Source organism: Rhodanobacter sp. Root561 (genome assembly GCF_001427365.1).
Lineage (GTDB): Bacteria > Pseudomonadota > Gammaproteobacteria > Xanthomonadales > Rhodanobacteraceae > Rhodanobacter.
This window is the reverse complement of record NZ_LMGH01000001.1, coordinates 228,988-245,120: the sequence shown is the minus strand read 5'-3', so window position 1 is coordinate 245,120 and position 16,133 is coordinate 228,988. Positions and strand designations below refer to the sequence as shown.

Genomic DNA, 16,133 nt, shown 5'->3' with positions numbered 1-16,133 from the left:
ACGACGCCAACGCCATTCTAAGGCGGCGAACTTGCGGAGGCTGGCCACGTCACTGCGTGCAGGAAGGCGCCACCGTGAACCTGCGACCTGATGCTCGGCAAATGAAGCCGATCCCCTGGCCGCCTTGGCCGTCAGGCGTCCGCAAATGCCACGCCGCTGTCGCGCAGCGCGGTGCGCAACGGATCGAGCAACGGGCCGTAACACGCGGAGACCTTCGTCGCGGCACTGAGCGGCCGGCGCACCTGACCTGCGCTCGCCGTGCGCACGGCGCGCGTGGAGCGGTCAAAGCTCAGGCACGCGGCATCGAACGGCAGCCGGCAATGATCGAGCAATGCGCGGATCCCGGCCTCCGAATCGGCCAGGAAGGTTTCATGCACCTGCTCGTGGATCGACCCGGCATGCCGCTGTTCCCAGAAGCGCATCAATCTCGACATGTCGGCACTGTAGGCTGCCAGATGGCGAAGGTCGTAGGTATACGCCGCCTCGCTTCCAAGAAAGGAGTGCTTGAAGCAGCTCCAGCAGGTCTCGACGGGATCACGGCGACAATAGACGAACCTTGCCGAAGGCAGCATCGCGCGGATGGCCCCCACGTAGCGCCAGTTGTCCAGTTGCTTGTCGGTGAACACCGGTTTCGACCGGCGCCATGCGGCGGTTCTCGCGAGATATTCCCGTCCCAGGCGGGCCCAGTCGTCCCCGGTGGCCTTGGCCGCCCACCCCGGCATGGCCTCCCCCCGCCGCTCCGATTCGCCCGCCAGCACGGCATGGACATCCAGCAGCTCGCCGGCGCCTTCGACCTGCGGATGCGCGCCGAGAATCTGTTCGGTGAGGGTCGAGCCGGACCGCGCCATGCCCACCACGAAGATGACTTCCCGTCCCAGCGAGGCATCCGACGCCTGCCCGATGGCCCCGGAGAAGCCTGCCACCGCAGCGTCGACAAACGTCGACAGCTCGGCGGGCTGCCAGCGCACCAGGGCCGCTTTCGAGGCATTCGCTTCGACCAGGATCGGAAATGCCTCGGGGTAACGTTTCGCGGCCTCCAGCGCCTGACCATAAATGAAGCCCCAGCCCGCGTGCTCCGCAGTGCCCGGGGCGGATTGACGATACAGCTCGCCGATAAGCTCGAGTTCCGCGTCATCCAGGCGCACCGACTTCAAGCCGAGCAGTCCGACCCAGGCGGCGAGCAGGCCGGGGCGAAGCTGCAGGGCCGCCCTGAAGTCGGCCTCGGCGGCATCCAGCTGACCCAGGATGCGCAGGTTGTTGCCACGAAGAGTGCAGGTCTCCGGCTCCGGCACGAGTGCGATGGCTTGGTCGCAGGCCTTCTTCACCGCCTCCGCATCTCCCACGGCGTCATGCGCACGTGCCAGGTTGTACCAGTAGTCCGAGCGTTGCGGTGCGAGCGCACACGCACGGTCGAAACAGCCGATCGCCTCCCGGTGATCCGAGCATCCGGCATAAGCCGCCCCCAGACTGTTATGCAGGGCCGCGACATCCGGGAATTGCAGCAACAGCGAACGCAAAGCGGGAATCGCGTCTTTCGGCCTTCCCTGCTGGATGCTGTACCTGGCCTTGCGCTGAAGAAGCTCCGCTCGCCCTGGCTGTCCCGCCAGCAGCCCGTCGATCAATCGCGACGCTTCCGCAAGTTCGCCCAGCTGGGCCAGTCGATCCACCTCGCGCAACTGCTCGCCGACATTCAAGGTGAAGGACGATGGCCGCTCATGTGCGCCCTTTTCGTTGTCCGCCTGTCTCATGAGACATGCCCCGCGGCGCTCGCACACATCCCGCACCAAACCTTCACGACCATGACAACCCGACTCCCATCCAGAAGACGGGGCAATTGAATGCCCCTGCCCGCCAATGACCGGCACCATCGCCGGCAAACCGCATCAGCCTACAACCATCGGACTGGATCCTGTTTGTGCCGCCATCACCGCAGGCGCGCAAGGCTATAGCTGGTCAGGCGTTCACGCGCATCTCGGGCAAATCCCATGACGCTGGTTGCGCTGCGCGCCCTGCCTGGCGCGGGCTGCAGCTCCGAAGAGCAGGGGAAGACTATCGACGTGGTTGCGGGAAGGCATGAGGGGAGATGACCTTGCGCGCATCCCGCAACACGTGAGTCAGGGGGCGCACTGGGCGAAGAGCGGTTTAAGCGCATGGCGGAAATGACCCTCGGGCGGCCCGCTGTCTGCCGTCCGTGCGGGCGACCAGGATCAACGAGCGAGACTTAACTAACTCCGTCTCCTTTGATTGCCATGCCTTTGAGGACAGCGATGACCGATGAGTGTTTGGCAAGCTGCAAGGGCCGCTGACACGGCTCTAACCAGAACGGTGACTGGCGCGATCTTCGCGCCGCATGAAATACAGCGGCTGGTGGTCAGCGGCAAGACGGGACATCACCATCTCCGACGCAGGACGGAGACGGGTTTTTGCGTGCCTATTGACCTTGGCGGCGAAATGGTGACCCCAAGGTTTCCGCTCTGGCTTCGTAACCCGTGAGGAATGACCGCATCATGCGCGCACTGTTCCTTCAGTCCGCGTGCAACGTGTTGATTGATCGAGGGGATTCGTAGGGAAACCTCAGGCTCCGTCCCCTTTGATTGCCTTTGATTGGTTTTTGTTCGTTCCTTTTGCTCTTTCTTCTTTAAGCAAGCGCAAGAAGACATGAAGGTCCATGTAGCTATGCAACACCACAATTTTTCGTTTGCAGAAGTCCCCGCTAACGTTAGCATCCGGCATTGCAATGGGAAACTGATCCAAATTTGGCGATTCGGGCATCATGAAAATAGTGTCCGCCGTTAAAACAATACTGCTGTTTGACGACTTACCTGGTAACGCACCAAGCAAGAAAGGTACGGAATGGAAGCACCCCCTCTTTTCATCAGGATCGCCGAGAATAAAGAGATAAGTAGCTCTGACAGATATATCAGCTGCGCAGACATATACATTTTGGCTGCCCATGGGACCTTTCGGTGCGTCTGTCAATGTTCGCTGCGGCGACACCAAGGCTTTTACGTAGTATGTTCCTCGCGATGAACGCTTTGATCCTTCAGCCACTCCTGAGGCAGAATCGGCCCGAGCCTCCACCTTCGCTTCAGTGACAACCCCAATGAACATATACTTTGCGTGAGCAAGCTGATTGAATTGACCGGCGGAGGCAGTCGGAGTAGTCATCCATCCCATAAGTGCAATAAAAAATAGCGGTACAGCCCACGATTTTCGCGCTGAAGCTACCAAAATCGACTTGGAAGATATGATGTGTGTCATGTGATCAGTGCCCTCCATTACGTATATATAAATTTACCGCCTTACTCGCCCAAAAATTTGCAACACCCTCTCCTTCTGGGCCGTTGGCAGAATGAAGGTTTATATGCACGAACTCATGCTCGGTAATGAAGAGTAACGAGTTATTGGCACTCAAGGGCAAAAGAGGGCAAAAGGGGTAGGGCAAAAGGGGTCAGAGACATTATTCACGACCGATCCCGGTAGCTCGGGCCTTCCCTGGCGGCCAGCCTCGCGGCCTTATTGTCGCGACGCGTCGCAGTTCTGCTTCAATGGCGTCTTGAAACCGGCTGCTTCCCAGGGCGCGCTGCTGTTGCACGTAAGCGCGAATCTCGCTCATTCGATCCTCCCCGATCGCTTCAAGAAACAAGGCACGATAGGCAGCGCACCGCTCATCAACTGTCGCACCCAACTGAGCATACTCGTCGTGCGGGTGAACGAGACGGTCGGTCACGCCCTCCGCGTTGGCGCGGTAGCTTGACCAGGCGTAGTCGCTCGGCGCCTCCACCATCGCGGCGCGCACGGGGCTGAGCTCGATGTAGCGGTAGCAAGTGAGCAGGTAGCGCTCGCTGTCGATCAGGCAGGACTTGTAGCGCCCCTCCCAAAGCGTGCCGCTGCGCCGATAGGTCGCATTGAAGTAACTCACATAGCGGCGACCGAGAGCTTGCATCGTTCGCGCGACGGCACCGGTCACCTCCGGTGTCATCAGCAGGTGCACGTGGTTGGTCATCAATACATAAGCGTGGACTCGACAACCCTGTGCCAGCGCTGCCTCACCGAGCTGACTCAGGTAGCACCGGTAGTCCTGCACGCGCAGGAAGCACGGCTGGCGATTGTTCCCGCGCTGGATGACGTGTTGCGGAACCCCGGGCAAGTCCAGACGGCGCTGACGTGGCATGACGGCCTCCCGCCATCTTCTGACCAGCCCCATCCTCGCAGCCCGAACCAAGCCCCATCATCAGCTCAGACCACCACTCCTCGTCGAATAATGTCATTGACCCCTTTTGCCCCCTTTTGCCCTTGCAACCCAAATTCCATCCCTGAGCTTTTCCCTTGCCCCTGAATCCGATCTGCCGCAGCGCACATGGCCCTCAGATGATTCTTGAGGCAGGATATTGCGACTTCAGGGGGAAGCACATGGAAAACTTGCAGGGGATGGGCGCGCCGACTCGCGAGATCGGTGGCTTCTGGCTTAAGCCGTGTGCGATGGCTTTAGCCGTGACGCTGGCACTTGGACTTTCGGGCTGTGGCGGCGGAGGCGGAGGTGGCACCAACGTCAGGCCCACACCACCCGTACCCCCACCGACAGGTGGCACGGGTTTTAACGGTGGCGAGATCGTCGTCGGTTCCGACGACGTCACCGTCTTGTCAGACGACATCGGCGGCGCGGTCAACCTCATTAAAAGTGGCACCGGCACGCTGGTGTTGACCGGCACGGACACTTATACCGGCGGTACCAGAATCAACCTGGGCACGCTGCAGATCGGCAACGGCGGCACCACCGGTTCGATCACCGGCGATGTAACGAACAATGCGTCGCTCGTGTTCGACCGCAGCGACGACGTGACTTTCAACGGCATCGTCAGCGGCAGCGGTTCGCTACTGCAGGCAGGCGCGAGGACGCTGATTCTGACCGGGCCCAACACCTACACCGGCGGCACCACGATCAGCACCGGCACCTTGCAGCTCGGCAATGGCGGCACCACCGGTTCGATCATCGGCAATGTGACGAATAACGGCTCGCTGGTGTTCAACCGCAGCGACGACGTGACCTTCAACGGCCTCATCAGCGGCAGTGGCTCGTTGCTTCAAGCCGGCGCGGGGACGCTAGTTCTGACCGGTGCCAACACATACGCCGGCGGAACCACGATCAGGAACGGCACCTTGCAGCTCGGCAACGGCGGCACCACCGGTTCGATCATCGGCAATGTGACGAATGACGGATCGCTGGTGTTCAACCGCAGCGACGACGTGAGCTTCAACGGCCTCATCAGCGGCAGTGGCTCGTTGCTTCAAGCCGGCGCGGGGACGCTGGGTCTGACCGGTGCCAACACCTACACCGGCGGAACCACGATCAGCAACGGCACCTTGCAGCTCGGCAATGGCGGCACCACAGGCTCGATCACCGGCAATGTGACGAATAACGGCTCGCTGGTGTTCAACCGCAGCGATGATGTGAGCTTCGACGGCATCGCCAGCGGCAGTGGCTCGCTGCTGCAGGCCGGCACAGGGACATTGATCCTGTCGGGCGCCAACACGTACACCGGCGGCACCACGATCAGCAACGGCATCTTGCAGCTAGGGAACGGTGGCACGACCGGTAGCATCGTCGGCGATGTCAACAACGACGGTCTGCTGGCCTTCGATCGCTCCGACGATCACGGCTTCGCCGGCAAGATCACAGGTACCGGTGGCCTGATCAAGGCCGGCAACGGCGCACTCACTCTCACCGGCACCAACGGCTACATCGGTACCACCCAGGTCACCGCCGGCAGTTTGTATATTGACGGCGACCAGTCGGCCGCCACCGGCGCGACCACCGTATCCAACGGCGCCATCCTGGGCGGCATGGGCACCTTGGGCGGCAACGTCACCCTGTCCGATGGAGCCATCCTGGCGCCGGGCAGCAAAGGTGCCATCGGCACGCTTACCGTCGATGGCGACCTTCGGCTGTCTGCCGACTCGAGGCTCGACTACGACTTTGACCTTTCCACCACGGCCGGGGGCCAGCTGGGCGATCTCATCAACGTCCGTGGCAACCTTGTGCTGGACGGCTCCCTCAACGTTGGTGTCGCGCCGGGCGGCGAGTTCGATCCAGGCGTCTACCGCTTGTTCAACTACGCCGGCACGCTGACCAACAACGGCTTGACCCTGGGCAGCCTCCCATCCTCCAACCTGCTGGTGCAGACCGGGCTGGCGCAGCAGATCAACCTGGTCAACACCCAAGGGATGACCTTCAGTTTCTGGGACGGCGACGCCGGCCCCAAAGGGAACAACGCGATCGACGGTGGCAGCGGCATCTGGGAGAGTGGCAGTTCGCTCACGGCAAACAACTGGACCGACGCCAGCGGTGCAATCAATGCCTCCTTTGGTGACCACTCCTTTGCCGTGTTTCAGTCCACGCCGGGTACGGTAACCGTGGACGACAGCAACGGCGACATCGACACGGCCGGCATGCAGTTCGCCAGCGATGGCTATGTGGTTCAGGGCGATGCGATCTATCTCGTCGGCAGCGTTGACGACCCTACGCACTCGATCATCCGCGTCGGTGACGGTACGACTGCTGGTGCAGGCTACAAGGCCACCATCAACAGTTCGCTCGCTGGCGACTCAACACTGGTCAAGACCGACGCCGGCACGCTGGTGCTGGGTGGCACCAACACGTACACCGGCGGCACTACGCTCAGCAGCGGCACGTTGCAGATCGGCAATGGCGGCACGACTGGTTCGATCACCGGTGACGTAACAAATAACGGGGCCCTGCTGTTCAACCGCAGCGATGACATCATCTTCAACGGCATCGTCAGCGGTAGTGGTTCGTTGATGCAGGCCGGAACAGGGAGGTTGACCCTGACAGGTGCCAACACCTACACCGGTGGCACGACGATCAGCCAAGGCACATTGCAGATTGGAAATGGTGGTGCGATTGGATCGATCGTTGGAAACGTCACGAACAACGGAACGCTCGTGTTTGATCACGAAGCTTTCAGCATGTACACGGGTACGTATGGGGGGGTGATCAGTGGCAACGGCAAGCTGGTTGTACAGGGTGCACGCAACCGACTGGTCTTGACTGGCGCCAATACCTACACCGGGGGCACCGAGATCCTCTATGGACAATTGAAGATTGGTGACGGCGGTACGACGGGGTCAATCGTTGGCGATGTATCGGCCAATGGAACGCTGTTATTCGATCGCAGCGACAACCTGGAGTATGGAGGCGTCATCAGCGGGCCTGCCTTCGTTTATCAGATTGGCCAGGGCACGTTGACGTTAACGGGTACCAATACGTATACCGGCGGAATTTCCGTATCGAAGGGCGGTACCCTGCAAGTTGGGAATGGAGGAACACGCGGCACTCTTGGCCCAGCCCTTGTCACGATTGGACAGTACTCCTCGCTCGTGTTCAATCGGAGCGATGACGTAGTGTTTTCGGGCGATGTACTGTTCACGCAAGAGGTGGTGAATGGCATCTACGGCTCGCTCGTTCAAGCGGGTACGGGCACGCTGACACTTACGGGCGGGCAGACGGGAACTTTCGGCGGTACGATCGAAATTCAACGCGGCACCGTGAAACTCGGCAACGGTGGGCTGCTTGCCTCCTCCCATGAGATGAATGTAGACATTGTCGACAACGGCGCATTGGTGTTTGACGCAGGCAACGACTTGGTCTTTAGCGGGGCAATGACGGGATCGGGATCCCTGGTGAAACGCGGTGCGTACAAGTTGATTTTGAAAACCGCCAACACGTACACCGGAGGTACCACAGTCAATGATGGCACCCTGCAAACGGCAGAAATCCTGCCTGGCAATGTCACGGTGGGAGAAGGCGCGGTACTCGACGGTTACGCAAGTGGCGGCACGAGCCGTGGCGTACCGGGTGTGGCAGGCAATCTCTCCAATGCCGGCAAGATAGCCGTTCACGACGGTGACTCCACAGTCGGCGGTAACTACACCCAGTCATCCACCGGCACCTTGGCCGTCAGCCTGGGCAGCAAGCTCGATGTAACCGGCACCACCACCCTCAATGGGGGAACGCTGGAGGTGACTGTTGCCGACAGTGGCTATGTCAGCAACACGCACACCAATGTCCTTACGGCAGCCGGTGGCGTCAGCGGCACCTTCGACCAGTTGGTCAAGGACGCTGGCGTGGTGTTTACGGCGACGACCCTCAATTACGACGCCAACAGTGTATGGCTGGACACCACCGGCCTTGATGTGACCAAGGCAGCCGCTGGTCATGGGGTGAGCTATACCGCGGCCTCGATGGGCAGCGCGCGGCGCGTGCAAGGTGCTTTCGAACAGCTGAACCACGAGATCGCGGCGGGGGAAACCGCCAGCGCGTCGAGCGACTTCGTGCATGCCGCCGGCCAGTTCCAGCAGGCGCCCACCCTGCAGGCTGCGCAGGCCTCGCTGCAAAGCCTGTCCGGCCAGTTGCATGCGGCCAGCGCGGCGATGACCTTCCAGGCCATCGATGCGTCCAGTCGCGCGTTGTCGGATCGCTTCGACAACCTGCTCGACAAGGGCACCGGCTTTGGCATGTGGATGCACAACCTCAACGTCGGTGGCGACATGGCGCGCACCGGCTTCGACAGCGTCGGCTTCCAGTTGAACGGCTGGCTGGTCGGCAGCGACCGCCCGATTGGCCGCTCCGGCGTGGCCGGTTACGCGTTTGGCCAGAGCCGTGGCCAGCAACGGCTGGACCAGAGTTTCGACCACGACATCAGCCGCAGCACCGAAGGCATGATGTATGCGGGCTGGCTCAACGGAAACTGGTACACGCAGGGTCGCGTCGGCTTCGGCCGTTTCCAGCAGGATGTCAGCCGGCAGGTCTTGCTGGGCGAGAGCGCGCAGGGCGTGCGGACCCAGTACAACGGCCGCTACGACGTGGCCTATGGCGAGAGCGGCCTGCATTTCGGCCGCGGCGACAGCCACGTCACGCCGTTCGTCAATGTGCAGTACGCGCGCATCGATCGCGATGGCTTCTCCGAACAGGGCGCGGGCGGTTTTGGTTTGCGCAGCAACGCGCAGACGCTGGATCGTTGGCAAGCCGGCCTCGGCTTGCGCGCCGGCCATCACTGGGATCTCCAGGATGGCCGCAGCGTGGATTTCAACGCGCGCGCACAGTGGCAGCGCACCCTGGCTGCACGCGGCGAAGTGTTCAATGCCAGCTTCGTTGGCCTGCAGCAATGGCAACCTCTGGCAGGTATTGGCCTGTCGCGCTACAGCGGCCTGTTCGGCGTGGGGCTGGATGCGAAGCTGTCGGCTCGTACGGCGCTGAAGTTCGGCTACGACTATGAAACCGGCCAGCGCAACCATGCGCAGATGCTGTCGGCACGTCTGAGCATGGCGTTTTAAGACCGCAACGCTCGGCGTGGACCAGACCCGGGCATTGCTCCGGCAGGCCCGGGTGCACGGCGATCGACTGTCATGACACAGGCGGATCAACTCGCCGTCTGCGTCCCACCGAGCGCCTTGAGCCGCTTCTTCTCCGCCCGGCGCGCCTTGCGCGCTGCCTTGCGGATCTTGCGGTCGTGATTCCACAGGTAGATCGCCGGGGTGCTCAGCAAGGTCAGCAGCTGTGACACCAGCAGGCCGCCGACGATGGCGATGCCCAGCGGCTGGCGCATTTCCGAGCCGATGCCGAAGCCGATCGCCAGCGGCAGCGCGGCGCCCATCGCGACCAGGGTGGTCATGGTGATCGGGCGGAAGCGCACCAGTGCCGCTTCGCGGATCGCCTCGGGCGCGGACAGGCCGCGTTCGCGTTCGGCAACGAGGGCGAAATCGACCATCAGGATCGCGTTTTTCTTGACGATGCCTATGAGCATCAGGATCGCGATGATCGCCATCATCGAGATCTGCGTCTGGGTCACCAGCATCGCGAGGAAGGCACCGGCGCCCGCGGCGGGAAGGGTGGACAGGATGGTCAGCGGGTGGCCGAGGCTTTCGTAGAGAATGCCCAGCACGATGTACATCGCCAGGATCGAGCCGAACAGCAGCACCATGCCGTTGGACTGGAACTTCTGCAGGCGCTCGTTGGCGCCGGTGTACTCGACCTTCATGCCGTTCGGCAGGCCCACCGCGAAGGCGGCCTGCTCGACCAGTTTCACGCCGCGGTCCTGCGGCACGTCCTTGGCCAGGTTGTAGGTGATGGTGGACGCTTCCAGCTGGTTGTGATGGCGCACCCGCAGCGGGGCGATGTTCGGCGCGATGGTGGCCAGCGCGGACAGCGGGATCATCAGGCCCTGCTCGTTGCGCACGCGGATGTTCAGCAGCGACTCCGGGCTCACCGTCTGCGCCGCGGCGGCGCTGAGCACCACCGCGTACTGGTTGATGTCGGAATAGATCTGCGAGACCTGGCGCTGGCCAAACGAGTTGTACAGCGCCGAGTCGATCGTGCCCACGCCCACGTGCAGGCGCGCCGCCGCCTCGCGGTCGATCTTCAGCAGCTGCTGCTTGCCGACCTGGTCGAAGTTGCTGCCGACGTCGCGGAATTCCTTGATGGACCGCATCTGCCGCACCATCTTCAGCACCCACGGCTGCAGGTCCTCGCCGTTGTTGCTGACCAGCTGGAATTCGTACTGGCCGCCGCCGTCGCCGCTGCCACCGCCGCCCAGGAACTGCGCCGCGCTGACCGAGACTTTCACGCCGGCCAGTTGGTCGTACTGCTTCGACAGCCGCTCGACCACCTGCTTGATGCCTTCCTCGCGCTGGCCGGGGCCGTGGCCGCGGGGCTTCAGGTCGACGAACATCTGCGCGCTGTTGCCCACCGCGCCGCCGGCGTTGTTGCCGCCCAGCATGGTCAGCTGGTCGAGCACGGCCGGGTCGGCCTGCATGATCTTCGCCACCGCCAGCGTGCGCTCGGTCATCTGCGCCGGCGAGATGTTGGCGTCGGCGTTGACGTCGACCTGCAGCTGGCCGGTGTCCTCGTCGGGCATGAAGGTGCCGCCGGCGGTCTTGGCCACGGCGAAACCGAGCGCGAAGGTGAGGAACAGCAGCAGCAGCGGCTGCCAACGCATGATGCGGCGATGGTGCATCGCCCAGTCCAGCGCGCTTTCATAGGCCCGCGACAAGCGGCGATCGAAGCTCTCCACCGCCCGTTCGATCCGGCCCGGCGGCTTGCGGGTGGCCGGTTCGTGTTCCAGCATCCACGCGCAAAGGGCCGGCGTCAGGGTCAGCGAGACCAGCGCCGAGATCACCACCGCCGCGGTCAGCGTCACCGAGAACTCGCGCAGCAGCATCACCAGCATGTTGTTGCCGAACAGCAGCGGCGCGAACACCGCCACCAGCGACAGGGTGATCGAAATCACCGTGAAACCGATCTCGCGCACGCCGGTCAGCGCCGCCGCCATCGGCGGCTCGCCCCGTTCCATGTGGCGCACGATGTTCTCGATCACCACGATCGCGTCGTCCACCACGAAGCCGATGCACAGCACCAGCGCCACCAGCGACAAGGTGTTCAGCGTGTAGCCCAGCGTCCACATCACCACGAAGGCGCCGGCCAGCGACAGCGGCACGCTGAGCGTGGCGATCAGGGTCGGCCGCAGCCGACGCAGGAACAGCAGCATCACCAGCACCACCATCACGATCGAGATCAGCAGCGCCACCTGCACCTCGTGCAGCGCCGACTTGGTGGTCTGGGTGAGGTCGAACACCGGCGACATCTCGATGTTCGAGGGCAGCGACGCGCGCAACTGCGGCAGGCGGGCGCGGATCGCCTCCACCGTGGCCACCGCGTTCGCTTCCGGCCGCTTGCTGATCTGCAGGCCCACGGTGTGCTGGTCGTTGAACCAGGCGGCCTGGTATTCGTCCTGCTGGCCGCTGTACACCTTCGCCACGTCGGACAGCCGCACCGGCGTGCCGTTCTTCACCGAGATCAGCAGGTGCGCGAACTCGGCCGGAGACTGCAGGCCGTCGGTGGCGCTGACCGTCATCCGGGTGCGGCCGTCGCTGAGCATGCCCTGCGGCGAGGTGACGTTGGCCGCGCGCAGCGCGTTGGCCACATCGTTGGCGGTGAGGTTCTTGGCCGCCAGCGCGGCGGTGTCCAGTTCGATCCGCACCGCATGCGGGGTACCGCCGAACACCTGCACCTGGGCCACGCCATCGATCTGCGCCACCGCGGGTTTCAGCAAGGTGTCGGCCAGGTCGAACAGCTGGTCCTGCGGCATCCCGCTGGAGGTCAGCGTGATGAACAGGATCGGGATCTGCGAGGTGTCGAACTTGAAATACTGCGGCGGCGAAGGCATCCCGCTGGGCAGGTCGACCGCGGCGGCGTTGATCGCCGCCTGCACGTCGCGGGCGGCGCTGTCGGCGGTGCGGTCCATGGTGAAGCGCACCATCACCGAGGCCGAGCCCTCGCTGGCGTTGCCGTACATCTCGTCGATGCCGGGAATCCGCCCCAGGTGCCGCTCCAGCGGCGCCAGCACGGTGTTGGCCATGGTTTGCGCGCTGGCGCCGGGCTGGTTGGCCACCACGTAGACGCCGGGGAAATCCAGCGACGGCAGCGCGGCCACGCCGAGCAGCAGGTAGGCCCACAGGCCGGCCAGCATCAGGCCGATGGCCAGCAGCGAGGTGCCGACCGGGCGGCGGATCAGTGGCGCAAAGACATTCATCGCGCCGGCCCCCGCAGGCGGCGGCGAAGCAAGGTGGCGACGTGCAAGGCGAGAGTTCCGTTCATGTGGGCTTTATGCCCGCCCGGGGGGCGCGGCGAATGTGCCTGAAGTCCACACCCTGCCGGAAGGCAGGGGTGGCGGGGATCATCGTGGCAGGGCTGGCATCTGCTGCTGCAGCGCCCGCTGGCGCCGGATTTCGGCGCGCAGCTTCTGCCGCGCCGCCTTGCGCTCGCGGCGGTCGTGCTGCCACAGGTAGATCGCCGGCGTGCTCAGCAGCGTCAGCAGCTGCGACACCAGCAGGCCGCCGAGGATGGCGATGCCCAGCGGCTGGCGCAGCTCCGAGCCATAGCCGAAGCCGATCGCCAGCGGCAGCGCCGCGCCCATCGCCACCAGGGTGGTCATGGTGATCGGGCGGAAGCGCACCAGCGCCGCCTCGCGGATCGCCGCGGGCGGCGACAACCCGCGCTCGCGTTCGGCGACCAGAGCGAAATCGACCATCAGGATCGCGTTCTTCTTGACGATGCCGATCAGCATCAGCACCGCGATGATCGACATCAGGGTCAGCTGGGTGTGGGTGACCAGCATGGCCAGGAATGCGCCCATGCCCGCCGCCGGCAGGGTGGACAGGATGGTCAGCGGATGGATCAGGCTTTCGTACAGCACGCCCAGCACCACATACATCACCAGGATCACCGCCAGCAGCATCAGCAGCGCGTTGTTCAGGGCGTCCAGCAGGTTCTGGTTGTCGCCGGTGTACTTCTTCTGCACGCCGGGCGGCAGCTGTGCGGCGAAGATCGCCTGGTCGACCAGTTTCAGGCCGTCGGCCTGGCTGATGCCCTTGCCCAGGTTGTAGCTGATCGAGGCGGACTCCAGCTGGTCGAAGTGGCTGACCGTGACCGGCGCCAGGTGCGGCTCGATCTTCGCCAGCGCGGACAGCGGAATCATTTTTCCCTGGCTGTTGCGCACGTAGACGCCCAGCAGGGCCTGCGGGCTCAGTTCGCCGGCCTGGTCGGCGGTGAGCACGACCCGGTACTGGTTGATGTCCGAATAGATGATGGAGACCTGGTTCTGGCCGAACGCGTTGTACAGCGCCGAGTCGATCTGGCCCATGCCCACCTGCAGCCGCGCGGCGGCATCGCGGTCGACCTGCACCATCTGCTGCTTGCCGATGCCATCGAAGCTGCTGCTGACATCCTTGAACTGCGTCATCCCGCGCATCACCCGCGCCAGTCGCAGGGTGGGCTCCTGCAGCGGCGTGCCGTCGGTGCTGTTGAGCTGGAACGAATACTGACCGACGCCGCCATCCCCACCGCCGCCACCACCACCGCCGAAGAACTGCACCGCGGACAGCGACACGTCGAGGTCGCTGACGTTCTTGAAGTGGACGGCCAGACGGTCGACCACCTGCTGCCCGCTGACGTTGCGCTCGCCCACCGGCTTGAGGTCGACGAACAGGACCGAGTGATTGCCGACCGCGCCGCCGCTGTTGCCGCCGCCCAGGATGGTCGAGACGTCCAGCACGGCCGGATCGGCCTGGATGATCGCCGCCATCGCCCGCGTGCGGCTGGCCAGCTCGGCGGGCGAGATGTTCGCCGCCGCGCTGATCCGCGCCCGCAACAGGCCGGTGTCTTCCTTCGGCATCAGCCCGCCGCCGGCGGTGATGCCGACGGCGATCGCCAGCACCACGGTCAGCACCAGCAGGATCGGCGGCTGCCAGCGCATCACCCGACGGTGGTGCATGGCCCAGTCCAGCGCGCGCTCGTAGACGCCTAGCATCCAGCGGTCGAAACGTTCGGCCCATCGTTCCAGCCGGCCCGGCGCGTGCTCGTCGGGCCGCTCCTGCAGCAGGCTGCGGCCGCACAGCGCCGGGGTCAGCGTCAGCGAGACCACCGCGGAGATCACGATGGTCGCCACCAGGGTCACCGCGAATTCGCGCATCAGCACGGTGAAGATGTTGTTGCCGAACACCATCGGTCCGAACACCGCCACCAGCGACAGCGTGATCGAAATGACGGTGAAGCCGATCTCGCGCACGCCGGTCAGCGCCGCCTGCAGCGGCGCCATGCCGCGCTCGATGTGGCGCACGATGTTCTCGATCACCACGATCGCGTCGTCGACCACGAAGCCGACGCACAGCACCAGCGCCACCAGCGAGAAGATGTTCAGGGTGAAGCCCATCATCCACATCACCACCAGCGCGCCGGCCAGCGACAGCGGCACGCTGAGCATCGCGATCAGGGTGGGCCGCAGCCGGCGCAGGAACACCAGCATCACCATCGCCACCATCACGATGCTCATCAGCAGGGCCACCTCGACCTCGTGCAGCGCCGATTCGGTGGTCGGGGTGAGGTCGAAGATCGGGGTGATCGTCACGTCGGCGGGCAGCAGGTTGCGCAGCACGGGCAACTGCGCGCGGATCGCGGTGACGGTGGCCACCGCGTTCGCTTCCGGCCGCTTGCTGATCTGCATGGTCACCGCGCGGGTGCCGTTGAACCACGCCGCGGTGTACTGGTCCTGCTGGCCGCTGCTGATCGTGGCCACGTCGGACAGCCGCACCGGTACGCCGTTGCGGCTGGAGATGATCAGCGAGGCGAAGTCCTGCGGGGTGTGCAGCGCGTCGTTGGCGGTCACCGTCATGCGGGTGACGCCGTTGCTCAGCATGCCCTGCGGCGAGGTGACGTTGGCCGCGCGCAAGGCGTTGGCGACGTCGTTGGTGGTCAGCCCCTTGACCGCCAGCGACGAGGCGTTCAGCGCGATGCGCACGGCATGGGGCGTACCGCCGCTGACCTGCACCTGGGCCACGCCCGGTATCTGCGCCACTGCCGGCTTCAGCAAGGTGTCGGTGAGGTCGAACAGGCGGTCGGGCGGCAGGCTGGTCGAGGTCAGCGAGACCAGCAGCACCGGCACCTGGGAAGTGTCGAACTTGAAGAAGCCCGGCGGACTGGGCAGGCCGGGCGGCAGGTCGGCGGCCGCGGCGTTGATCGCCGCCTGCACGTCGCGCGCCGCGGCATCGGTGGTGCGGCCGAAGTCGAACAGCACCTGGATCTGGGCGCCGCCTTCGCTGGCGCTGGAGAACATCTGCTTGACCCCGGGGATGCGACCCAGATGACGCTCCAGCGGCGCCACCACGGTCGACGCCATGGTCTGCGCGCTGGCGCCGGGCATCTGGGCGAAGACCGCCACGCCGGGAAACTCGATCGACGGAAACGCGGCCACGCCCAGCAACAGGTACGCCCACAAGCCGGCCAGCATCAACCCGATGGCTAGCAACGAGGTGCCGACGGGGCGGCGGATCAACGGTGCGAAAATATTCAAATGGCCCTCCCTGATGCGCAAGCATAACGGGAGCGCGCTGCCGATCGACAACCGCGGTGGCCCAGGCGGAGCAAGGCGGTCGGCGAGAACCGATTGCTATGGCGTACCGGCGCCGGCAATGCACACCGCAAAGACGCGAACATCCTCGTTCGTTCCGCCTCCGTTCCGTCGATGGCGCCGAAGCGCCGGCTTCCCTGCCGGCTCGAACTT

General features: G+C 64.2%; 6 protein-coding genes. 1 reads left to right on the top strand and 5 read right to left on the bottom strand.

Annotation, left to right across the window (positions count from 1 at the left end; translation table 11 throughout):
* Window positions 1-131: 131 nt before the first annotated feature.
* The 3 genes from ASD55_RS01020 to ASD55_RS01015 all read right to left on the bottom strand — a co-directional run bounded on the left by ASD55_RS01020 (window position 132) and on the right by ASD55_RS01015 (window position 4,174).
* Complete coding sequence (locus ASD55_RS01020) at window positions 132-1,748, bottom strand: sulfotransferase (protein WP_056763097.1); 1,617 nt, start codon at window positions 1,746-1,748, stop codon at window positions 132-134.
* A gap of 826 nt (window positions 1,749-2,574) precedes the next feature.
* The gene (locus tag ASD55_RS18235; protein ID WP_157598723.1) at window positions 2,575-3,261 is read right to left on the bottom strand and encodes a hypothetical protein; all 687 of its coding nucleotides are present in this window, start codon (window positions 3,259-3,261) and stop codon (window positions 2,575-2,577) included.
* Window positions 3,262-3,460: 199 nt separating this feature from the next.
* On the bottom strand, window positions 3,461-4,174 hold the full coding sequence (locus tag ASD55_RS01015) for a transposase (protein ID WP_056764382.1): 714 nt from the start codon (window positions 4,172-4,174) through the stop codon (window positions 3,461-3,463).
* Between the two features lie 239 nt (window positions 4,175-4,413).
* Here ASD55_RS01015 and ASD55_RS01010 point away from each other — a divergent pair, with 239 nt between their 5' ends.
* Window positions 4,414-9,354, top strand: coding sequence for an autotransporter-associated beta strand repeat-containing protein (locus tag ASD55_RS01010; RefSeq protein WP_162248770.1), 4,941 nt, complete (start codon window positions 4,414-4,416; stop codon window positions 9,352-9,354).
* Between the two features lie 86 nt (window positions 9,355-9,440).
* Here the strand turns inward: ASD55_RS01010 and ASD55_RS01005 are convergent, their stop codons facing one another.
* Window positions 9,441-12,608 carry an efflux RND transporter permease subunit gene (locus ASD55_RS01005; RefSeq protein WP_056763087.1) on the bottom strand — a complete coding sequence of 1,056 codons (3,168 nt, stop codon included), beginning with the start codon at window positions 12,606-12,608 and terminating at the stop codon, window positions 9,441-9,443.
* A 144-nt stretch (window positions 12,609-12,752) separates the two neighbouring features.
* On the bottom strand, window positions 12,753-15,923 hold the full coding sequence (locus ASD55_RS01000; RefSeq protein WP_056763085.1) for an efflux RND transporter permease subunit: 3,171 nt from the start codon (window positions 15,921-15,923) through the stop codon (window positions 12,753-12,755).
* Window positions 15,924-16,133: the final 210 nt, after the last annotated feature.